We start from the raw sequence: 22,050 nt of genomic DNA on the forward strand, positions 1-22,050 counted from the left end.
CCCGTCCTTTCCCTGTTCTTTGAACAGGGAAAGCCATTTGTAACCCGTCTTGCGACTGATTCCAAATGCCTGGCACAGGGCGCTGACGTTGGCTTCTGGTGCGCTTGCCAGCACCACAAATTCGAGACGAGAGGCCATCCGGGAACACTCCTTCCAAGGCATCGCACGCTCCAGTTATTGGTCGTGCGCTGATCATAAAAGGTGTTACCTATGTCTCTAGACGACTGTTACCTATGTCCCTGTGCCATACACTCCCGCCCACCCTACGAAAGCGAAACGACGCGGTTGCGCCCGTTTGCCTTCGCCTGGTACAGCGCCGTATCCGCCTGCGCCACCAGATCCTGCGCCACGCCCTCGATCGCATGATCACGCTCGAAATCATCGAGCGAGGCCACGCCGATCGACACCGTCACCGGCACCTCCTCGCCCGTGCTCAGGTGCACCGGGTTCAGGGCCACGCTGGCGCGGATGCGCTGCGCCACCATGCTCGCGCTTTCCAGATCCGCATCGATCAGCAGCACCACGAATTCCTCGCCGCCGAAGCGCGCCAGCGCGTCCGAGATACGCAGTTCGGCCTTGATGCGGTTGGCCACCTCGCGCAGCACCTCGTCGCCGCCCTGGTGTCCCACGCTGTCGTTGACCTGCTTGAAGTAATCGATGTCGATGTACATGCAGGAGATGCGGTAGCCCTGGCGGCGCGCCCGCGCGATCTCTTCCACCAGGCGGCGGTCGATGTAGCGGCGGTTGTAGACGCCGGTGAGCGAATCGGTCAGCCCGATGAACTTCAGCATCTCGTTGCTGATGACGTTCTCGAGGCAGATCGCGACGATCGAGCCCATGTGCTCGATGAAGTCGGTGCCCAGGGACGCCGTGAAGCGGTTCGGGTCCGCGCTGCCCAGGTTCAGGCTGCCGATCAGGCGGGTATTGCGCAGCAGCGGCACCAGGGCCACGCTCTGCAGGTTGGTCGGCGGCTGCGGGAACATGGCGCCGTGGCGCGAAGGCGCATACGGTCCCAGCACGGGACGCGGGCGGCGCCCTTCCGCCACCCTGAACCCGAGTTCATCGGCATGCTCGCAGAACAGCAGGTTGGGCAGCTGTTCGTAATCCACGCCCAGCTTGTGCATGACGGTGTAGATGTCGGCTTCCGGATCGGCCAGCGACAGCGTCACGGTATCGAGTTCGGAGATGATCGGCAGCGTGCCGAAGATGGTCGACACCAGTTCCTGGAACGAGCTTGCGCCCACGATCTGCAGGTCGAAGGCCTGGTGGCGGGTCATGATCGAGTGGTTGCGCTCGGCCTGCTCGAGCAGGTACGCCATGCGGGAACGCAGGGTCTCGTTCTCCAGCATCAGTTCTCGCGTCTGCGCATCCGGCTCGTGCATTGAAAATTCCTTTCAGCAATACCCGTAACATTACGCCATCTTTCTTGCCTTGGAAACGAAAAATCGCCCGGGTGGGCGATTTAACGACACTGCAACACCTATGCGGTCCGCATGCGGGCGGCCGCGCGGGTTCAGAACGCGATGGCGGTGTCGAGCTGCTGGCCGACGCGTAAGGACGCGCCCTCGCCTCTAATGACGATGCAGTTCATGCCCATGCAGACCGCGCCTTCCATGCGCGGGTTGGCGCGGTAGCTTTGCAGGATGTCGAGCGGGTCGGGGCCGGGAATGCCGGTGGCCTGGTCGATCGCCGGGATCGGGCAGCGTGCGCAGGGTTTCACCGGGCGGATCGTCAGGGCATCAAGCGCGAAGGATTCCACGTAGTCTTCCTCGAAGGCCTCGATGCCGTCGACCACCAGGTTCGGGCGGAAGCGATTCATCGGCAGCGGCGCGCGGCCGGCGGTTTGCAACCTGGCGTTGAGGTCGTCGAGCGAAGCCTGGCCGATGACCAGGATCGGATAGCCGTCGGCGAAGCGGGTTGCGGCGGGCACGCCGCCGGTCCACTTGGTGCTGGTGGGACGCTGCACGTCCGGGCGGAAGCGCACCAGGCGACAAGGTCCCTGGATGGCATCGGCGAACCAGGCCGCGGCGGCATCGCCGCAGTCCGCGGCTTCCACGCTGTGGTCCCAGATCTGGACGCTCATGTTCGCTGCCGCGGGGTCATGCGCGAGCGGCAGGCGTAGCGGCGGCATACCGGGAGCGCACACCTCGACGGCATCGCCATCGATGCGCGGGGTGAGGAGCGCCATGCGCGGGTACCCGCGCTGGGTCAGGAACTGGCCCTCGCGGGTAACCAGCATCCACTCGCGGTCGTGCACGCCCTGCGCGACCACGCCCGAGACGAGGAACTGCGCCTCCGGCACCGCAATGCCGGCGCAGGACTTGATCGGGTAGATGAGGAGTTCGGTAACGGTGGCCATGCTGTCGGAGCGTGCGGATGAAGGCCGACAGTATGGCAGCAATCCACGTCTCTGTCCTCAGCCTCCGGCAGCCTTGGCCTTTTCGATGCGTTCGCGCTGCAGGCGCGCCTCGAAGCTCTTGGCGGCGCCGGCGGCCAGTTTGCGGCAGCCTTCCGGATCGATGAACGGGTTCGATTGCGCAGTCTTTGCCGCCGCCTTGTTGAACGCATCGCTGAAGCCAGGATGGGCGGCGATCACGATGTCGCACTTCAGCTTGGCGACCTTGTCGATCGTCTGGCGGAAGCTGGCCGAGCGGTCCGGGTAACCGGCGCCGCCGGTGTAGTAGAAACCGTCGGTGGACACCGCGGTCAGGCTGTCGGCATAGACCATGTCCAGGCACTTACCTTGTTCGCAGGATTGCCAGGTCCAGGTGGTGCCGCCGGGCGTATGGCCGGGGGTGTAGTGGACGGTGAAACGCAGCGGGCCGACCGAAAGGGTTTCGCCGTCCGCGACTTCCTTCACCTGCGCGATCTTCGGGATATACGCGCGCTCCTTCGGGTCGTACTGCGGGTCGTCGGTGCCGGGCGTGCCGTCGCGCAGTACCTGGGCGCCGTGCGGGCTGTGGGCGACCGTGGCGCCGCTGGCTTTCTGCAGGGCGGCGATACCACCGGCGTGGTCGAAGTGGGCGTGCGAGTTCAGGATCAGCTTGACGTCCTTCATCTTGAAGCCGAGGGACTCGATGTTCTTCTGGATCAGCGGGGCGGACTGGGGCAAGGCGCCGTCGAGCAGGACGTGGCCTTGCGGGCTGGTGACCAGGATGGCGGACAGGCCGGCGGTGCCGACGTAGTACGTGTTGCCGTAGATGTTAAAGGGCTTGGCGGGTTGGTTCCAGTCGGCGCAGGAACTGCAGTTGATCGCATCTTGCGCCAGCGCGCCGTTCGCGGCCAGCAGGAGGGCGGTAATGACGAGGCTGGTTTTCATGATTCGCTCACTGATCGGTTGTGTTGGAACTGCTTGCTCGGCCTTAGTTGAACACGGAAACGCCCATCGGAAAACGGATATGGGACGAATAGCCGTCCATATGGGACGAAAACAACCCGAAAAGAAAAGCCCCGCTCGAAGGCGGGGCTCACAGGTGTTCCAGCGGCGTGGAATCAGACGTTGAACAAGAAGTTCAACACATCCCCATCCTTGACGATGTATTCCTTGCCTTCCGCCCGCATCTTGCCCGCTTCCTTGGCGCCCGCCTCACCCTTGTAGGTGATGTAATCGTCGTAGGAAATGGTCTGGGCACGGATGAAGCCACGCTCGAAGTCGGTGTGGATCACGCCCGCGGCCTGCGGGGCAGTAGCGCCGACCTTCACGGTCCAGGCGCGCACTTCCTTCACGCCGGCGGTGAAATAAGTCTGCAGGCCGAGCAGCTTGTAGGCGGCGCGGATCAAGCGGTCCAGGCCCGGCTCTTCCATGCCCATGTCGGCCAGGAAGTCCTTCTTGTCCGCGTCGTCCATCTCGGCAATTTCCGATTCGATCGCGGCGGAGATGGCCACGATTGGCGCATTCTGCTTCTTCGCGAACTCGGTCAGCTTGTCCAGCAGCGGGTTGTCGGTGAAACCGGTGTCCGAGACGTTGGCGACATACATCGCGGGCTTGGCGGTGATCAGGTGCAGTTCGCGGATCAAGGCCATCTCGTCGGCATCCAGGCCCAGGGTGCGGACCGGCTGGCCTTCGTTCAGGTGCGGCAGCATGCGTTCGCAGATTGCCACCAGCTTGGCGGCATCCTTGTCGCCCGAGCGCGCTTTCTTGTTTTCGCGGTGGATGGCTTTCTCGACCGCACCCAGGTCGGCCAGCGCCAGTTCGGTCTGGATGACTTCGATGTCGTCGATCGGGCTGACCTTGCCGGCCACGTGGATCACGTTGTCGTCTTCGAAGCAGCGCACCACGTTGACGATCGCATCGGTCTCGCGGATATGCGACAGGAACTGGTTGCCCAGGCCTTCGCCCTTCGATGCACCGGCCACCAGGCCTGCGATGTCGACAAACTCGACGATAGCCGGCACGACGCGTTCCGGCTTGACGATGTCAGCCAGCGCCTGCATGCGCGGATCCGGCACCTCGACCACGCCGACGTTCGGCTCGATGGTGCAGAACGGATAGTTTTCAGCCGGGATGCCGGCCTTGGTCAGGGCGTTGAACAGGGTGGACTTGCCGACGTTCGGCAGGCCGACGATGCCGCATTGGAGGCTCATGGGAACTCTTTCTATTCGGTGAACGCGGAGCGTGATTGATACCTGCTCCAAAACCCCACATTGTAACCTCGGACGGGCCGGGTTGCCGAAAAAAACGGCGCGCGCCGCCCCTGCTGTTGTGTCCGATTGCAGAGGGGATAGGTGTAAAAGCGCGTATTTTTGCCGGGTTTATTGCTGATAAGATCAAAAATCCACCATTTCCTGGAATGCCATGTCCAACCAAGCACTGCAACTCGCCGCCGATACCCTGCCCGCAGCGGGAGCGCTGCCGTGAGCCGCGCGCGCAAGGCCTGGTGGCGCCTGCCCATGCTGCTCGCGCTACTCCTGCTGGCCTACCTGGCAGTGGCCGGCGCCTGGGCATGGAGCGCCTTCGACGACGTGCGACGCGTGGTCCCGCTGACGCAGGCGGTCGAACTGTCCAACCGCCAGGCCGCGGTCCTGCTGCGCGTCGAAGACCCGGATTTCTACGGGCATCATGGATTGAGCCTCGGCCAGGGCCAGGGCGTGGCCACCATTTCATCGGCGCTCGCGCGCGAACTGTTCCTCGGCAAGGACCAGCTCGACGGCGTGCCCGGCATGATGCAGACCTTCTACCGTGGTGTGTTCGCCTGCTGCAAGCGTATCGACCTGGGCTGCGACATGATGGCGCTGGTGCTGGACGCCAGGATGTCCAAGCGCGAACAGCTGCAGCGCTACAGCGCCACCGTCTACATGGGCACGCACGAAGGGCAGCAGCTCAAGGGGCTGGCGCAGGCCGCGCGCAGCTACCTGGGCAAGCCGCTCGAGGCAACGACGGACGAGGAATTCATCCGACTGGTAGCGATGATCAAGGCGCCCAACCACTACCATCCCTCGCGCAACGCGGCGGCGCTGGACGAGCGCGCGGAGCGTATCCAGGCGCTGCTGCTCGGCAGCTGCACGCCCGACGGCTGGTTCGATACCGATTACGAGGGCTGCGCGTCCTAGATCGGCTTGATCAATGACAGGTCGGGCTTGGCCACGAACGCGGCCAGCTCGTCGCGCAGGCGCTGCCCTTCTCCCATCGCGCGCTGCCAGTTGCGAATGCGCTCGTCATGGTCGAGGCCGTAGAACTTGAAGTCCGCCCGGTCCGGCAGCTTGGCGCGCGGCAGGGTGCGCAGGAACTCATCGGATGGCGAAACGATCAGCACGTTGTCGAGCCAATGGCGGTGCGCCCGCCCCGCGCGGCGCCACGGGAAGCCCTTGTCGAGCCAGCCCGGCACGATGTGCTGGGTAAAGTGCGGGTACAGCACCAGGTCGCCCTTCCCCTCCCCCGCCGCCTTCGCATAGGGCAAGGCCAGGTGGTAGTCGATGATGCCGCCGTCCCAGTAACAGCCCGGCGGCAGGTCGGCGATGCCGGTAACCGGCTTCATGATGAGCGGTAGCGTGCCCGACGCCAGCAGGCTGGCCGCGAGGTTCTGGCGCGTCAGCGACGAGAAATGGGTGGTGAAGGCGTCGAAGCGCTCGCGCAGCCACGGCGCCTGGGCACGCGCGTCGCCGATCACGACCCGTTCCATCATGCGCCCCAGCCAGGCGCGCGAGCAGGCGTTGTGCAGCGCCGCCGTGGCGAAGCCGCGCAGTTCGGCGCGCGAGTGCGGCGGCGCCGCCAGCCCGCCCTTGCCGCGCACCGCCAGCAGGTGCAGGCGGTGGTGCGGATGGCTGACAATGTCGTCTTCGTGGCCGCGCACGAATTCGCCCAGCAGGCCCTGCACCACCTCGTCGATCTGCTGCTGGGTCGGCTTCTTGCTGGTGTAGCGCTGGCCGGCGTACAGCTCGCCCAGGCGCGCGAAGGCCTTGACGGGATCGCGCTGGCAGGCGGCGGCCATGCGCCAGGCGCCGATCGAGGAACCGATGAGCACGCGCTCGCGCGGCGCGCCGGGTAGCCATTCGCCGAACATCCACTGGTCGAGCGCCTGGAAGATCAAGCCCTTGGGGCCGCCGGCCGCGGCCGGCACGATGGCGATGTCCTGCGCGCGCAAGCCCTGCGCGCCGATCTGGGCCAGGGCCAGGGGCCCGGCGTGGAATGTGAGTGACTTCATGGGCCGAAATTATGGCAGGAAGAACGTAGTTGCGCAGGCTCAAGGGTGGCATGGAGGCGCTGCGTAACATGGGTCTTTCGCTTTCGCGGAGCCCGCCATGCCCTTTCGACTTGCCCTGTTCCTGATGCTGCTATTCTCCTGCGGCCGGCTGGCGGCAGCCGACAGCGGCACGGACCGTTCGGTTTCCATCGAGCGGCATAGCCAGCACTTCACGGTGGATGCCGACGGTGCCTACACCCTCGATGTCGAGCTGGTGAAAACCGTCACCACGCCCTCCGCCGTCGAGCAGCATGCCGAGCAGTTCATCAGCTTCAATGGCTCGCTCGACAAGGTGGAATCCATCGAAGCCTGGACCACCAAGCCCGACGGACGCCGCGTGAAGGTTGAACCGCAACAGATCCGTGACCAGCACGAAGCCGCCTCGCTTGACGCGCCCATGTTCCAGGACACGCGCCTGAAAGTCGTCATCTTCCCCGGCGTGCAGGCCGGCGACACGCTCACCCTGCGCTATTCGCTCCGGCGCCATACGCCCCTGTTCCCTGGCCACTTCGAAGATTTCACCGTGGCCGGCCCCTACCGCCACAAGGACTTCCGGCTCACCTACGATTTGCCGGCCTCGATGACGCTGCAGGCGGACGCGGTCGGCTTCGTGCCGGTGGCCACCAACAGCGCGCTGGGCCGCCGCCGCCATGCTTTCCGCTACGTGGACGGCGACAACGCACGCATCGAGCAGGGCTCGGTGAGCTACCTCGACCATGGCCGGCGGCTGGCGGTCTCCACCTTCCCCGACTACCCGGCCTTCGCACAGGCCTACCATGCGCGCGCCAGCGCGGCAGCCAGGCCGGATGCAGCCATCGCGGCGCTGGCAAGCCAGCTCACGCAAAGACTCGACGATGTGCAGGCGCGCGCAATCGCGCTGTCGGACTGGGTCCGCCGCAATATCCGCTACGTCGCGGTCTACCTGGGGCCGGGCGGCGTGGTGCCGCATCCGGCTTCGTCGGTGCTGGCGAACCGCTATGGCGACTGCAAGGACCATGCGGTGCTGCTGCAGGCACTGCTGGCGGCGGCCGGCATTCCGTCCAGCGCCGCGCTGGTCAACGGCGACGATGCCTACCGCCTGCCCGCGGTGCCGACGCTGGGCGTGCTGAACCACGTGATCGTCTACGTGCCGCAGCTGCAGCTCTTCCTGGATCCGACCGCCGGCACGGTGGCGGGCGGCTTCCTGCCTCCAAGCCTGCTCGGCAAACCAGTGCTGCTGGCGGAGTCCGGCGGGTTTGCGGTCACGCCCATCTACCAGCCGGCACGCAGCCGCACCCTGACGCGCTTCGATATCGCGCGCGACGGCAGCAGCCGCTTCCATGTGCGGCGCACCAGCGGCGGCGCCATCGCCGAACCCTACCGCCAGGCCGTGCGCGGCACGCCCCAGTCCGAGCGCGACCGTTTTGTCAGGCGCATGCTGGCAGGGCTTGGGCAGACAGGCGACGGCCTGTTCGAGCCGGGTGAGACCGACAGCGCCGGCAACGCATCGCCCCGGGACGACTACACGCTGGGCTTCTCGGGCGCGACGGACGGCTTCGTCCGGCTACCGGGCCCCGCCGCACTGGCCACCACCTACAATTTCTGGGGTGGACTGGGCGACGTGGTATTCGACCTGGGACGCGAGCCGGAACGGCGCCAGGAATTCGTCTGCCCCGCCATCGATGCCGAGGACGAGCTGCGCTATGCGCTGCCGCCGCGCACCCGCGTGCTGGCACTGCCCAAAGGGGTGACGGTGGACGACGGCAGGTTCTTCTACCGCTCGCAGTATGTGCGGCAGGGCAATGAGGTGGTGGTGAAGCGCCGCCTGCAGTTCCGCCATACGGCGGCCACCTGCACGCCGGAAGATTACCGGCTAATGCGGCCGGCGCTGGAGCGCATGATGGGCGACCTGCGCGGGCAGGTCGTGGTGCAGGGACGCTAGCGCGGTCCGGTTGCCGGCCGCGAGTTCAGGCGGTATGCAACTGCATCATCGCCACGTCCATCTTGCCTTCGCAGCACAGCGGAATGATGCGCAGGGCCTTGTCGATCGATTCCTCGATCAGGGTCTGCTCCTCGCGGCGCGGGCGGTGCAGCACGAAGTCGGCCACGCCCTGCTGCAGGTTGAGGCTGCGCGGATGGCCGATGCCCAGGCGCAGGCGCCAGTATTCCTGGGTGCCGAGCGCTGAGGTGATGTCCTTCAGACCGTTGTGCCCGCCCGAGGAGCCGCCCTTCTTGAGCTTGGCGACGCCCGGCAGCATGTCGAGTTCGTCGTGCACGACCAGCACTTCGTCCGGATTGATTTTATAAAAGCGCGCCAGCGCGCCGACCGACTGGCCGGAGCGGTTCATGTAGGTCAGCGGTTCCAGCAGCCAGACTTCGTTGCCCGCGATCCGGGTCTTCGCCACCATCGCATTGAAGCGCGATTCGCGCTGCAGGCGGCAGCCCGGCAGCGAATTGGCGAGATTGTCGACCAGCCAGAAGCCGGCATTGTGGCGGGTTTGTTCGTATTCCGGGCCCGGGTTGCCGAGGCCGACGATCAGACGGATGGACATGCGCTGTCTACTTTGATTCTGGGAAAAACAGGATTATCGCTGAAAAACGTAGGGTGGGCGGCTCCATCTGGCGATGTGATCCGCCCGTACGCCAATGCCGCCCACGCGTCCAAATCACGGTGCTGCTGCCTGCGCGTCTGCTCACCCGCTTGTTGAACGCGTGGGCGGCGACAATGTCACGGCATCGCACCGATAAAGGTGAAGCCGCCCACCCTACGAGTTGCAGGGCGCCAGCATGGAAAACAAAAAACCCGCCGGGCTAAGCCACGGCGGGTTTCGATTCCAGTCAGCCGCCGAAGCGGCCGGCAAAGAAAGATATTACTCAGCAGCGGCTTCTGCCGAAGCAGCGCCACGCGGGATCGAGGTGGTCACCAGGGTCAGGTTCTGGCCGTGGGTCAGCGCGGTCACGCCTTCCGGCAGGGTCAGGTCGTTCACGTGGATCGACTGGCCGGCTTCCAGCTTGCTCAGGTCGACTTCGATGAACTCCGGCAGTTTGCCCGGCAGGCAAGCCACTTCCAGTTCGTTGGCGACGTGCGAGATGACAGCGCTGCTCAGCTTGACGGCTGGCGAGATCTCGGCGTTGACGAAGTGCAGGGTGACCTTGGTGTGGATCGGCTTCGATGCGTCGACGCGCTGGAAGTCAGCGTGCAGGACCAGTTGCTTGTATGCGTGCATCTGGAAGTCGCGCAGCAGGACTTGCTGGGTCTTGCCTTCGATTTCGAGGTCCAGGACCGAACCGTGGAAAGCTTCTTTCTTGAGCGCGTGGAACAGCGCGTTGCCATCCAGAGCGATCAGTTGCGGGGCGTCGGCGCCACCGTAGATGATGCCCGGGGTCTGGCCAGCGTTGCGCAGGCGGCGGCTCGCTCCGGTCCCCTGCTGAGTGCGGTTGAATGCGACTACTTTCATGTGAAACTCCAAAATAAACGGGTCCGAATGCCAGAAAGACCTGGCCCGGTAACCCAGTGGTGACGCCCCCGCGACCAGGGGAGTCGTGAACAAGCGCCATGCTGCGCGCTCAAGAATTCGTATAACTGACATTTTCGGCATCGCCGGAAATGTCATCCCCGCGAAGGCGGGGACCCAAGTTCTACTTACGTCAACGGCGCGCCGGCTATGTCAGCCAGGCGCGCCGTGAAAAACGACGATTTGTTGCTTATTCCGCGAACAGCGAGATGACCGAGTCACCCTTCACGATGCGCTTGAAGGTTTCGGCCAGCAGCGGTGCGCTGGTCAGCTGGCGGATCTTGCCGCAGGCGGCGCCGGCTGCGCTCAGCGGGATGGTGTCGGTGACGACCAGCTCGTCCAGCGGCGAGTTCGAGATACGGTCGATTGCCGGACCCGACAGCACCGGATGGGTGCAGTAGGCGACAACTTTCTTGGCGCCGCGCTCTTTCAGCACTTCGGCGGCCTTGGTCAGGGTGCCGGCGGTGTCGACCATGTCGTCCATGATCACGCAGTTGCGGCCTTCGACTTCACCGATGATGTTCATGACTTCCGACACGTTCGCCTTCGGGCGGCGCTTGTCGATGATCGCCAGGTCGCAGCCGAGGCGCTTGGCCAGTGCGCGGGCACGCACCACGCCGCCGACGTCCGGCGACACGACCAGCAGGTCGTCGTAGTTGCGCTTCTGCAGGTCACCCAGCAGGATCGGCGATGCGTAGATGTTGTCGACCGGGATGTCGAAGAAGCCCTGGATCTGGTCGGCGTGCAGGTCCATGATCAGGACGCGCTCGACGCCGGCTTCTTCCAGCATGTTGGCGACGACCTTGGCCGAGATCGCGACGCGCGCCGAGCGCGGGCGGCGGTCCTGGCGGGCGTAGCCGAAGTAAGGGATGGCGGCGGTGATACGGCCTGCCGATGCACGCTTGAGCGCGTCGACCATCAGGATGATTTCCATCAGGTTGTCGTTGGTCGGTGCGCAGGTCGATTGCAGGACGAAGACATCCTTGCCACGCACGTTCTCGTTGATCTCGACCATGACTTCGCCGTCCGAGAATTTCGAGACGACTGCTTTACCGAGAGGAATGCCGAGATTCTTGGCGACCCCCTCTGCTAGTGCCGGATTAGCGTTGCCGGTAAAAACCATCAGGTTTTCGTAAGCCATGGAGGGAGTCCCAAGAAATGCGTTGTTGAATCTGGAAAAACAATCAGCCGGTCGAGCCGGCTGATTAGCTTATGGATGCAGGCCGAACGCTGCACCGCTGTTTATCCCGCTGGAGGATCATGCCTCGACAGCCGGGAAAACTTTGGCAGGGGAACAAGGATTCGAACCTTGGAATGCCGGAATCAAAATCCGGTGCCTTAACCAACTTGGCGATTCCCCTACACGACTGAACTGCTTGCCGTTACATTCTACGTATTTTAACGTCTAACGTCGCGACAGGCAAAATTTTATTCTACAACTCGTTGATTTGCAAGAGCGATTTCATCGGGTGGCTCACCAGCGAATGCGCTTTCCATGCTTTCCACTGCTCCGACACCTGTGCCAGAACCTGGTCCGCTTCGCGCTCGCCGGAGAAGGCACAGAACACACATGCCCCCGAGCCAGTCATCCTGGCATCGCCGTAGCCGCTCAACCATCTCACCGCCTCTGCTACCGGCGGGAACAGGCGCTCAGCCACGTCCTGCAAATCATTTTTTCCGAAGCCAATCTGCTTGCCTGAAACAGCGAGGCTGCTGGAAAAGTCCGCTATTGTAACGGGCTTCGTATCCCTCGTCAAATCGTGCGCGGAAAAAATTGCTGGGGTCGGCACCGCGACGCCCGGCTCCAGCACCACGTACCAGCAATCCGGGCCCGGCACGGCCTGCAGCGCTTCGCCCACGCCTTCCGCAAACGCGGTCTCGCCGAACAGGAAAAACGGAATGTCGGCGCCGAGCGGCAGCCCGAGGTCCATCAGTTCCTGTTGCGTCAATCCGGCCTGCCACAGGTGGTTGGCCGCCATCAGCGCGGTGGCCGCGTCCGACGAGCCGCCGCCCAGCCCGCCGCCCATCGGCAGGATCTTCTCGATGGCGACATCGATGCCCGGCGGCAGGCGGCCGTGGCGGCGCGCGTATTCCGCCTGCAGCAGGCGCAGTGCGCGCACGATCAGGTCCTGGTCCTGCGGCACGCCCGGCACCTCGCTGGTACGCACGATGCGCTCGTCATCGCGCAGGTCGAAATGCAGGGTGTCGCCGTGGTCGATCAGCTGGAACACGCTTTGCAGCAGGTGGTAGCCGTCGGCGCGGCGGCCGGTGACGTGCAGGAACAGGTTGAGCTTGGCAGGAGCCGGGCAATGGTGAAGCGAACGCATGAATCTTATCCCTGCCCTGCCGGATTGACGACGATACGGATTTGCAGGTCCTGGATGTCTCCCGCCGCGGCGCGCTCGGCGTGGATCACGCGCGGTGCTGGCTGGGCAGCGTTCGGGTCTTGCCACTCGACGAAGCGCAAGCGCCAGCCATCCCTGGTAAGGACCTCGTTGCGCGCTGGCGAGGCGGCGAAGCGCTGGCCCTGGCCGTCCACGGCATAGCCCTGCAGCCAGTCGCGCAGCCCGGCCACCGGCAGCGGCCAGCCCAGGGTGCGCTGGGTCAGTGTGTCGATATCGGCTTCGCTCACCGGCGCGCGGCCCGACTGGGTCAGCGTTGCGGATTGCGGCGTGACTTCAATGGTGGCAATGGTCTGGCCCAGCGGGTTGGCCAGCGTGACGTCGACGCGGCCCGGACGCTGTGTCCAGTCGTAATTGCCGGTCAGGGATTCCTGCCTGCCCTCCTTCTGGTAGTTGACCGACAAGCGGCCGCTCAGGTCGATGCTGTCGCGGTAGGCGCCCACGGTGGCGACGTTGGAGCTGGTAGTGGCGCAGCCGGCAAGGATGGCAGCGCAGGCGAGCAGGGACAGGCGTCGGGTAATCGGCATCGGTAGTGGGGCGGAATCGAAAGCGTGGATTATTTCACAAGCTCTGGCGCAGGCGCGCCAGCGTGCTGCGCAGGGTGTCGTTCTGCGGGTCCTTGGCGCGCGCCTCGCGCCACAACTCCTGCGCGGCGGCCTGCTGTCCCTTCTGGAACAGCACCTCGCCCAGGTGCACGGCGATTTCCGGGTCGCGCCGCAGCGCATAGGCATTGCGCAGGTACTTCTCGGCCTCGTCCAGCTTGCCCAGGCGGTACTGGACCCAGCCCATGCTGTCCATGATGAAGGGGTCGCCCGGCGCCATCTCGAGCGCCCTGGCGATCAGGGTGTAGGCTTCCTGCAGGCGGACATTGCGTTCGGCCAGCGAATAGCCGAGGGCGTTGTAGGCATGGTGGTTGTCCGGCGCCAGCGCCATCACTTCGCGCAGCAGCTTTTCCATCACCTCGACGCGGCCGACCTTTTCGGCCAGCAGGGCGAAGTCGTACAGCAGGTCCGGGTTCTTCGGGAAGCGCTTGGCGGCGGCTTCCATCAGCGAATAGGCTTCCAGCAGGCGGCCGGCATCGCGCAGCAGCTGCACTTCGGCCACCGCTACCTGGGCCTGCTGCGCCGGCTCGATGGGCTTGAGGCCCGCCAGCAGCTTGCGCCCGCCCGCCAGGTCGCCCTGCCTGGCCATCAATTGGGCGCGGCGCAGCTGGGCGCTGAACAGCAGCTGCGGGTCGGTGCCGGCGGGCACCTTGTCGAGCCAGGCCAGCGCGCCCGGGACATCGCCGCGCTCTTCCGCGATCTGGGCCAGGATCAGCAGCGCCCGGGTCGGGTCGCGCTCGTCTTCCGGATTGCGGCCGAGCACCTCGACGAAGCGGGTGAAATAGCCTTCGGCGGCCCTGGCGTCGTTCATCTGGGTGGCCAGCACGCCCAGCGCGTACAGGTTGCCGGCATCGTCCGGGCGTCCCTTGAGCAGGGTCTCGAACTGGGCGCGCGCCTGCGGGTACTGCTTCTGGTTGACCAGTACCCGGGCGTGCGCGGCGCGCACCTCGCGCGCCTCCGGATGGGTCTTCAGGAAGGCTTCCAGCATCGGGGCGATCTTCGCGTCGTCCCCGATGACCTGGGCCATCATGAGCACCGCGATTTCGGAATCCGGCTTGACGCTCAGTGCCGCCTGGGCTGCGCGCTGGGCCGCTTCCCGGTCGCCGCGAACCAGGGCCGCCTGGGCGCGCACGATGTGCGCTTCGAACGTGTCGTTGTAGGGAGCGATGACGCGCTCGAGCATCGCATTGGCCGCGTCCTTGTCCTTGGCGCGGCCAAGCAGTTGCTGGATCTGGAACAGCAGCACGCCGCGCTTGTCCGCAGGCGCTTCTTTCAGGCGCTCCACGAAGATCGGTTCGACGTCGGCGATATTGTCCGAGGTGACCACCATGCCGACGAAGTACTGGGTTGCCTCGTCCGACTGCGGGTCGAGCTCGCGCCACAGGCGCACGGCGGCCAGGGTGTCGTCGGACTGGCGCGCGGCCACCGCCATTTCGGCCGCGCGGCGCGCCAGGCGCGGGTCGCGCGTCTGCTGGGCCAGCGACAGCATGGTGAGATACGGCCCCTGCCAGTCGCCCTTGCGGAATGCAAACTCGGCCTTAAGTAACTGGTTCAGCATGCTGCTGGTCAGCTCGATTTTCGGCAGCCGCGCTTCCACCTCGGCCCGTGCTTTCGCCTCCGCCTCCTCCTCGTCGTCCGCCTGCGCGGTGTCGGCGTCACCGGACTGCGCCTCGGCGTCGGCCAGCGGCGTGTCCGAGGTGGCGCTTGCGGCCCCGGGCGCGGCCTGCTGTGCGGTTTGCTGTCCGGGCGCGACAGCGCACGCCGCCAGGATGCTGGAGAGGGTTACAATGACGAAAGCGTTTTTCAAGGCAATTCCATTCTGAGATGTTGTCTCTGATTCTACGCTCAAGCATGCGCCCGCGTGCACTGCAGCGCGTTTACTTAATGGCTGCCTAAGAATTTACACCACTCCCCTTACCCCATGCCTGAACTGCCAGAAGTAGAAGTCACCCGGCGCGGTGTCGCGCCCCATATCGAAGGCCGCGTCGTCGAGGGGGCGGTCTTGCGCCGCGAAGGCCTGCGCTGGCCCTTCCCGCCCGGCTTGTCCGAGCTGCTGGCCGGACGCCGCATCATTGCCACCGGCCGCCGCGGCAAGTACCTGCTGATCGAATTCGAGCACGGCACCCTGATCGTCCACCTCGGCATGTCCGGCCACCTGCGCGTGCTGCCGCCCGGGATCGAGCCGCGCAAGCACGACCACTTCGACCTGGTGGTGAACGGTCCGGAGGGACGGCAGGTGCTGCGCCTGCACGACCCGCGCCGTTTCGGCGCCGTGCTCTGGCACGGCAAGGACGAGGGCGAGCTCGAAGAACACCTGCTGCTGCGCGGGCTCGGCGTGGAGCCGCTGGGCGAGGGCTTTTCGGGCGAACTCCTGTGGCGCGAGACGCGCAAGCGCAATGCGCCGATCAAGCAGGTGCTGCTGGCAGGCGACATCGTGGTCGGCGTCGGCAACATCTACGCCTGCGAAAGCCTGTTCCGCGCCGGGATCAACCCGAAGACGCCGGCCGCGCGCATCAGCCGCGCCCGCTACGACCGCCTGGCCGAGGCCATCAAGGACATCCTGGCGGCTGCCATCGTGCAGGGCGGCAGTACGCTGCGCGACTTTATTGCGGTAAACGGGCAATCTGGGTATTTCCAGCAGACATATTTCGTCTATGATCGTGCTGGAGTGCCCTGCCGCAACTGTGGGTCGCCGGTCCGCCAGATCAAGCAGGGCCAGCGTTCAACCTTCTACTGCGTGCAGTGCCAGCGATGAACCGTAGTTCGTAGGGTGGTCGGCTTCGCCGACCGCGCGTCCAACTTCGGCATGCATTGCCTTAACGCGTCCACTGCTTGAACGCGCGGTCGGCAAGCCGACCACCCTACAAAACGAGCTTAGATACATGCAGGATTTTCAACAGTATGGCGCCTGGCGCACCGCCGTCGCGCAGCAGCTGGAAGGCTATGGCGCCGCGCTGCGCGAGGCCGCGCTGATCGACGGCGCCGGCGAGCAGCAGCTCGCGCGCGCCCTGGCGCGCCTGCGCGACGACCGCCTGTCGGTGGCTTTTGTTGCCGAGTTCTCGCGCGGGAAGACCGAGCTGATCAACGCGATCTTCTTCGCCGACTACGGCCAGCGCATCCTGCCGTCCAGCGCCGGGCGCACCACCATGTGCCCGACCGAGCTGCTGTACGACCCGGCGCTGCCGCCCTGCATCCGCCTGCTGCCGATCGAGACCCGGCGCGGGCACCTGTCCACCAGCGATTTCCGTGAGGACGCCGCTGCCTGGACCGTGCTGCCGCTCGAACTGGACGCCCCGGAGCGCATGACGGAGGCCTTCCGCCAGGTGAGCCAGACACGCCGCGTCCCCTCTCTCGAGGCGCAGGAATACGGCCTGTGGGATCCGGAAGACCCGGACCTGGCTTCCAGCCTGGGGGCCGACGACACGGTCGAGATCCCACAATGGCGCCACGCCATCATCAACCTCCCCCACCCGCTGTTGAAACAGGGCCTGGTGATCCTCGACACGCCCGGCCTGAACGCGATCGGCACCGAGCCCGAGCTGACCCTCAAGCTGATCCCGAACGCGCACGCGGTGCTGTTCGTGCTGGCCGCCGACACCGGCGTGACCAGGAGCGACATCGACGTCTGGCGCACCCACATCGGCGCCGGGCCGGGCCGCCTGGCGGTGCTGAACAAGATCGACGCCATGTGGGACGAACTGCGCTCGCCGAAGGAAAACGAGGCCGAGATCGCACGCCAGCAGCACGATGCCGCCCAGCTGCTCGGCCTGGATGCCGCACGCGTGTACCCGGTGTCGGCGCAGAAGGCCCTGGTCGGCAAGATCAACGGCGACATGGCCCTGTTCGAAAAGAGCCGCCTGGGCCTGCTGGAAGCCGCGCTGTTCCACGACCTGGTCCCGGCACGCCGCGCCATCATCGCGGGCCAGCTGCGCGCAGACCTCGAGCAGTTGGCCACCGGCCAGCGGGCGCTAGGCGCGGCGCGCATGCGCGACCTGGTCGAGCAGTTGCAGGAACTGAAAAGCCTGCGCGGCAAGAACCAGGGCGTGATCGCCCACATGATGCGCCGCGTCGAGCTGGAAAAGAAGGAATTCGACGCCAGCCTGTTCAAGCTGCAGGGCACGCGCGCGGTATTCGCGCGCCTGTCGACCGAGCTGTACTCGACGCTGGGCATGGACGCCGTGCAGGAGCACACCATTGCTGTGCGCGCAGCCATGCAGGCGGCGCGCTTCGCGACCGGCATGCGGGCGCCGGTGCGCAGCTATTTCGAGGCGATGCGCTCCAACCTGGAGGCGTCATCGGGCAAGGTCGGCGAAATCGGCGCCATGATGGACAGCATGGTCCGCAAGTTCTCGGCCGAGCATGGCCTGTCCCTGAGCAGCCCGATGTCGCTGTCGCTCGATCGCTACCGGCGCGAGATCGATGAGGTGGAAGCGCTGTTCCTGAAGCAGTTCGGCACCGCCACCCTGCTCATGACCAGCCGCGCCACCCTGCTCGAGCGCTTCTTCGACTCGATCGCCTCGCGCGTGCGCCACGTCTTCCGCGCCGCCAACACCGATGCCGAAGCCTGGCTGAAGGTGATCATGGCCCCGCTCGAGACGGCGATTCGCCAGCACCGCGACGGGCTGCGCCACCGCCAGGCCTCGATCCAGCGCATCCATGACGCCACCGACAGCCTGGAACAGAAGATCGCCGCATTCGAGAGCAGCCAGCAGGCCTGGGACGGCACCCGCGCGCAGCTGGCAGGCATGGCCGAGCAGCTCGCCGCAGTATTGGAGAAACAAGCAGCATGAAACGCCTCACCGAATTCGACCAGCTGGCCGACCCGACCTTTTCACAAGCGGTGATCAACTGGCAGCGCAGCCACGGCCGCCACACCCTGCCGTGGCAGAACACCACCGACGCTTATCGCATCTGGCTGTCCGAGATCATGCTGCAGCAGACCCAGGTGGCGGCAGTGCTCGGCTACTACGCGCGCTTCCTGGAGCGCTTCCCGACCGTGCAGGCGCTGGCCGACGCGCCGGTTGATGCCGTGATGGCGCACTGGAGCGGCCTGGGTTACTACACCCGGGCGCGCAACCTGCACGCCTGCGCCAAGCGCGTGGTGCAGGACTACGGCGGCGTGTTCCCGAGCGACCCGGCGCTGCTGGCCGAGCTGCCCGGCATCGGCCGCTCGACCGCCGCGGCGATCGCCGCGTTTTCAGCCGGCGCGCGCGCCGCGATCCTGGACGGCAACGTCAAGCGCGTGTTCGCGCGGGTGTTCGGCATTGACCAGTACCCGGGCGAGAAGCGGGTCGAGGATGCGCTGTGGCGGCGTGCAGATGCGCTGCTGCCGGCGGAAGGGATCGAGTCGTACACGCAGGGCCTGATGGACCTGGGCGCGACGCTGTGCACGCGCAGCCGCCCGGATTGCCCGCGCTGCCCGCTGCAGGCACGCTGCGTCGCCTACGCGACCGGGCGCACGGCGGAACTCCCGGTACGCAAGCCGAAGAAGGCCACGCCGGAAAAGCGCGCCGCGCTGCTGGTGGTGATCGACCGCGGACAGGTGCTGCTGGAGCAGCGCCCGGGGACCGGGATCTGGGGCGGGCTGATGTCGCTGCCGGAGGTTGACGGGCACCTTGGGGTGGATATCGACGCCGTTTCGTCACTTGAGGTGGCCGCCGCCGCGGCGCAGTTCGGGACCGTTGACGAGGTGCAAGCGCTCAGGCCGCTGGTGCATGTGTTCACCCACTACAAGCTGCATATCGCGCCGTGGCAGGTGACGCTGGATGCACGGGGCGGAGCGACCGGCAGGCACCTGTGGTGGGATCTGCACGCGATCGGCGAGGCGCCGCTGCCGGCGCCGGTCAAGAAGCTGCTGCAGGAGCTGGGACAGCCGGGGTTGTTTGGTTGATCGCCAGCTCCCCACTGCATTCATTCCACTGTTAGCAGTGAGACCGTCATCCCGGCGAAGGCCGGGATCCAATTTCTTTCGTGGACCGCTAACGCTTGCGTGCACCCGCCAACGCGGCGCAACGAACTTGGGTTCCGGCCTTCGCCGGAACGACGGTTCATAAGCTAACGACCGACGGTAAGGTCAGAAGTGATCGAGCGAAAAAATCCTGCGATGCTCACGGATCGCATACCGGTCCGTCATCCCCGCAATGTAATCCGCAATTTTTCTCGCTTGCCGCATCGGATCCCCTTCCACCTGGTAATCGTTCGGCAGCAGCACCGGGTCGGTCAGGAAGGCCTCGAACAGCTCGCGCACGATGCGGCTGGCTTTCACGCGCATGCGGTTCACCTGGAAGTGCCGGTACAGATTCGCGTACAGGAAGCGTTTCAGCGCCGTGGTCTCCGCGCGCATCTGCGGCGAGAAGCGGATCAAGGGCGGCGAGGCGCGCACGTCGTCGATGTCCTTCGGCGCCGCTTCCTCCAGCAAGGCCCTTGACGTTTCGACCAGGTCGGCCGTCATCGCCGTGATCATCAGGCGGATCGTCTCGTACAGCGCGCGCCGTCCCGGCAGGCCCGGATACTGGGTTTCCACCGTATGGCGGTGGCGCGCGAACAGCTCCACTTCTTCCATCTGCGCCATCGTGAGCAGGCCGGAACGCAGGCCGTCGTCGATGTCGTGGTTGTTGTAGGCGATCTCGTCGGCCAGGTTGGTCAGCTGCGCTTCCAGGCTGGGCTGGCTGCGCTCCATGAAACGGCGCCCGAGCTCGCCCAGCTGGCGGGCGTTCGCCAGCGAGCAGTGCTTGAGGATGCCCTCGCGGGTTTCGAAGGTGAGGTTGAGGCCGTTGAAGGCGCCGTAGTGCTCTTCCAGCTCGTCCACCACGCGCAGGCTCTGCAGGTTGTGCTCGAAGCCGCCGAAGTCCTTCATGCACTCGTTGAGCACGTCCTGGCCCACATGGCCGAAAGGCGTGTGGCCGAGGTCGTGCGCCAGCGCGGTGGCTTCGACCAGGTCTTCGTTCAGCCCCAGGCTGCGCGCCAGCGTGCGGCCGATCTGGGCCACTTCGATGCTGTGCGTGAGCCGGGTGCGGAACAGGTCGCCCTCGTGGTTCAGGAAGACCTGGGTCTTGTACTCGAGCCGGCGGAAGGCGGTCGAGTGAATGATGCGGTCGCGGTCGCGCTGGAACTCGCTGCGCGACCCTGCCGGCGGCTCGATGTGGGTCCGGCCGCGCGACTTCGACGAATGGGCTGCATAAGGGGCAAGGCGTGCGTCGAAGTCCATGGCGCTTACTCCTGGCAGGCGGCCACGCAGTTGGCCAATGTTGCCCGCAGGATCTCCGGCGGCACAGTCGTGATCGACGGGCTGCCCAGGGGCTTGAGCAGGATGAACTTGATCTCCCCGCCCTCGTTCTTCTTGTCCACCGCCATCAGCTCGATCCAGCGATCAAGGCCGAGGTCGGGCGCCACGGTCGGCAGGCCGGCCGCCTGCACCAGCTTGCGCACGCGCTCCACGGTCGCCGCGTCGATCAGGCCGAGGCGCGCCGACAGGTCGGCCGCCATCACCATGCCGCAGCCGACGGCTTCGCCATGCAGCCAGGTGCCGAAGCCGAGGCCGGCCTCGATCGCGTGGCCGAAGGTATGGCCGAAGTTCAGCACCGCGCGCAGGCCGCCTTCGCGCTCGTCCTTGCGCACGACTTCCGCCTTGATCTCGCAGGAACGCGCGATCGCATAGGCCATCGCTTCCGGCTCGCGCGCCACCAAACGGGCGATGTTGGCCTCGATCCAGTCGAAGTAGGCGGCATCGAGGATGGCGCCGTGCTTGATCACCTCGGCCAGGCCGGCCGCCAGTTCACGCGACGGCAGGGTGTCGAGGGTGGCGGTGTCGGCGATCACGGCGCGCGGCTGGTAGAACGCGCCGATCATGTTCTTGCCGAGCGGGTGGTTGATGCCGGTCTTGCCGCCCACCGAGGAATCGACCTGCGACAGCAGCGTGGTCGGCACCTGCACGAAGGGCACGCCGCGCATGTAGCTGCTTGCTGCGAAGCCGGCCAGGTCGCCGATCACGCCGCCGCCCAGCGCCACCACGGTGGTCTTGCGGTCGCACTTATGCTGGAGCAGCGCGTCGAACACCAGGTTCAACGATTGCCAGTTCTTGTGCTCCTCGCCGTCCGGCAGGATGATCTCGACCACTTCGCGGCCGGCCGCGCGCAGGGCGCCGGCGACGCGCGCCAGGTACAGCGGCGCGACGGTGGTGTTGGTGACGATGGCGGCCTTGCCGCCGTCGATGTGGCGCGCCAGCAGCGCGCCGTCGTCCAGCAGGCGGGGGCCGATCGTGATCGGGTAGCTGCGCTCGCCCAGTTCGACGTTGAGGATGGTGGGTGCCGCTTGGTTCATTGCGTTCATCGGGTCGCTTGCCAGCCGGCGCGCGCGGGCGGACGCATAAGCGGCATCCTGCGCGGCGAGCTGGTCCAAAATGATCTGTACCATCGATTGTACGTTAGGTCGGCCGGTATCGATGACGAGGTCCGCGATCTCGCGGTACAGCGGGTCGCGCTGGGCCAGCAGTTCCTCGAGTTTGGCGCGCGGGTCGGCGGTCTGCAGCAGCGGGCGGTTCTTGTCGTGCGCGGTGCGCTGCAGGATGCTGCCGATCGAGGCGCGCAGGTAGACCACGGTGCCGCGCTCGGCCAGCAGCGCGCGGCTGGCGGAGTTCAGCACGGCGCCGCCGCCGGTGGCCAGCACCAGGCCGTCCTGCGCGCTCAGCTCGCGGATCATGTCCGCTTCGCGCCGCCGGAAACTGGCCTCGCCCTCGATCTCGAAGATCCAGGGAATCGAAGCCCCGGTGCGCGCTTCGATCTCGTGGTCGGAATCGACGAAGCGCATGCCGAGCTTGCGCGCCAGCTGGCGGCCGATGGTGGTCTTTCCCGCCCCCATCAGGCCGACCAGGAAG

At 66.0% G+C, this 22,050-nt stretch carries 19 protein-coding genes and 1 tRNA gene; 5 read left to right on the forward strand and 15 right to left on the reverse strand.

Translation table 11 applies throughout. From position 1 onward, the window contains the following. From YWC_RS32245 to ychF, 5 genes are all read right to left on the reverse strand, one after another. Positions 1–162: helix-turn-helix domain-containing protein (locus YWC_RS32245; protein WP_156923831.1), on the reverse strand; the 162-nt coding region annotated here is incomplete at its 3' end. A 101-nt stretch (positions 163–263) separates the two neighbouring features. Next, positions 264–1,382, reverse strand: coding sequence for a GGDEF domain-containing protein (locus YWC_RS0121205; protein WP_027867198.1), 1,119 nt, complete (start codon positions 1,380–1,382; stop codon positions 264–266). 131 nt (positions 1,383–1,513) lie between these two features. Further along, complete coding sequence (locus YWC_RS0121210; RefSeq protein ID WP_027867199.1) at positions 1,514–2,359, reverse strand: MOSC domain-containing protein; 846 nt, start codon at positions 2,357–2,359, stop codon at positions 1,514–1,516. Between the two features lie 57 nt (positions 2,360–2,416). Next, on the reverse strand, positions 2,417–3,319 hold the full coding sequence (bla, locus tag YWC_RS30225; RefSeq protein ID WP_036215342.1) for a subclass B3 metallo-beta-lactamase: 903 nt from the start codon (positions 3,317–3,319) through the stop codon (positions 2,417–2,419). 173 nt (positions 3,320–3,492) lie between these two features. Further along, entirely contained in the window at positions 3,493–4,584 is a 1,092-nt protein-coding gene (gene ychF, locus YWC_RS0121220; protein WP_027867200.1) for a redox-regulated ATPase YchF, read from the reverse strand. 270 nt (positions 4,585–4,854) lie between these two features. On the opposite strand from ychF, the gene YWC_RS0121225 reads away from it, so the two are divergent. Next, positions 4,855–5,550 carry a transglycosylase domain-containing protein gene (locus YWC_RS0121225; protein WP_027867201.1) on the forward strand — a complete coding sequence of 232 codons (696 nt, stop codon included), beginning with the start codon at positions 4,855–4,857 and terminating at the stop codon, positions 5,548–5,550. Here YWC_RS0121225 and YWC_RS0121230 read toward each other — a convergent pair. After that, positions 5,547–6,641: a patatin-like phospholipase family protein gene (locus YWC_RS0121230; protein WP_027867202.1), complete on the reverse strand. Its 1,095-nt coding sequence runs from the start codon at positions 6,639–6,641 to the stop codon at positions 5,547–5,549. The two genes, YWC_RS0121225 and YWC_RS0121230, sit on opposite strands and share 4 nt — an antisense overlap. A gap of 97 nt (positions 6,642–6,738) precedes the next feature. Between YWC_RS0121230 and YWC_RS0121235 the strand changes: the two genes are divergently transcribed. Then, on the forward strand, positions 6,739–8,601 hold the full coding sequence (locus tag YWC_RS0121235) for a DUF3857 domain-containing transglutaminase family protein (protein WP_027867203.1): 1,863 nt from the start codon (positions 6,739–6,741) through the stop codon (positions 8,599–8,601). A 25-nt stretch (positions 8,602–8,626) separates the two neighbouring features. On the opposite strand, the gene pth is transcribed toward YWC_RS0121235, so the two are convergent. From pth to YWC_RS0121270, 7 genes are all read right to left on the reverse strand, one after another. Then, complete coding sequence (pth, locus tag YWC_RS0121240; RefSeq protein WP_027867204.1) at positions 8,627–9,211, reverse strand: aminoacyl-tRNA hydrolase; 585 nt, start codon at positions 9,209–9,211, stop codon at positions 8,627–8,629. A 318-nt stretch (positions 9,212–9,529) separates the two neighbouring features. Next, positions 9,530–10,117, reverse strand: coding sequence for a 50S ribosomal protein L25/general stress protein Ctc (locus tag YWC_RS0121245; protein ID WP_027867205.1), 588 nt, complete (start codon positions 10,115–10,117; stop codon positions 9,530–9,532). Between the two features lie 247 nt (positions 10,118–10,364). Next, the gene (locus tag YWC_RS0121250) at positions 10,365–11,315 is read right to left on the reverse strand and encodes a ribose-phosphate pyrophosphokinase (protein WP_027867206.1); all 951 of its coding nucleotides are present in this window, start codon (positions 11,313–11,315) and stop codon (positions 10,365–10,367) included. 143 nt (positions 11,316–11,458) lie between these two features. Then, positions 11,459–11,535, reverse strand: a tRNA-Gln gene (locus YWC_RS0121255). A gap of 72 nt (positions 11,536–11,607) precedes the next feature. Then, positions 11,608–12,501, reverse strand: coding sequence for a 4-(cytidine 5'-diphospho)-2-C-methyl-D-erythritol kinase (ispE, locus tag YWC_RS0121260; protein WP_027867207.1), 894 nt, complete (start codon positions 12,499–12,501; stop codon positions 11,608–11,610). Between the two features lie 5 nt (positions 12,502–12,506). After that, the gene (locus tag YWC_RS0121265; RefSeq protein WP_027867208.1) at positions 12,507–13,103 is read right to left on the reverse strand and encodes an outer membrane lipoprotein LolB; all 597 of its coding nucleotides are present in this window, start codon (positions 13,101–13,103) and stop codon (positions 12,507–12,509) included. A gap of 34 nt (positions 13,104–13,137) precedes the next feature. Then, entirely contained in the window at positions 13,138–14,985 is a 1,848-nt protein-coding gene (locus tag YWC_RS0121270; RefSeq protein ID WP_027867209.1) for a tetratricopeptide repeat protein, read from the reverse strand. Positions 14,986–15,099: 114 nt separating this feature from the next. On the opposite strand from YWC_RS0121270, the gene mutM reads away from it, so the two are divergent. The 3 genes from mutM to mutY all read left to right on the forward strand — a co-directional run bounded on the left by mutM (position 15,100) and on the right by mutY (position 19,068). Then, on the forward strand, positions 15,100–15,933 hold the full coding sequence (gene mutM / locus YWC_RS0121275) for a bifunctional DNA-formamidopyrimidine glycosylase/DNA-(apurinic or apyrimidinic site) lyase (protein ID WP_027867210.1): 834 nt from the start codon (positions 15,100–15,102) through the stop codon (positions 15,931–15,933). Positions 15,934–16,060: 127 nt separating this feature from the next. Next, positions 16,061–17,968: a dynamin family protein gene (locus YWC_RS0121280; RefSeq protein ID WP_027867211.1), complete on the forward strand. Its 1,908-nt coding sequence runs from the start codon at positions 16,061–16,063 to the stop codon at positions 17,966–17,968. Further along, positions 17,965–19,068, forward strand: a complete 1,104-nt coding sequence (mutY, locus tag YWC_RS0121285) for an A/G-specific adenine glycosylase (RefSeq protein ID WP_027867212.1) — start codon at positions 17,965–17,967, stop codon at positions 19,066–19,068. The genes YWC_RS0121280 and mutY overlap by 4 nt, the downstream gene beginning before the upstream one ends. Before the next feature lie 183 nt (positions 19,069–19,251). Here mutY and YWC_RS0121290 read toward each other — a convergent pair whose 3' ends face one another. Together YWC_RS0121290 and aroKB are read right to left on the reverse strand one after the other, a co-directional pair. After that, positions 19,252–20,385: a deoxyguanosinetriphosphate triphosphohydrolase gene (locus YWC_RS0121290; RefSeq protein ID WP_027867213.1), complete on the reverse strand. Its 1,134-nt coding sequence runs from the start codon at positions 20,383–20,385 to the stop codon at positions 19,252–19,254. 5 nt (positions 20,386–20,390) lie between these two features. Further along, entirely contained in the window at positions 20,391–22,034 is a 1,644-nt protein-coding gene (aroKB, locus tag YWC_RS0121295) for a bifunctional shikimate kinase/3-dehydroquinate synthase AroKB (RefSeq protein WP_036215371.1), read from the reverse strand. Positions 22,035–22,050: the final 16 nt, after the last annotated feature.

It is taken from the genome of Massilia alkalitolerans DSM 17462 (assembly GCF_000427785.1).
Lineage (GTDB): Bacteria > Pseudomonadota > Gammaproteobacteria > Burkholderiales > Burkholderiaceae_D > Telluria > Telluria alkalitolerans.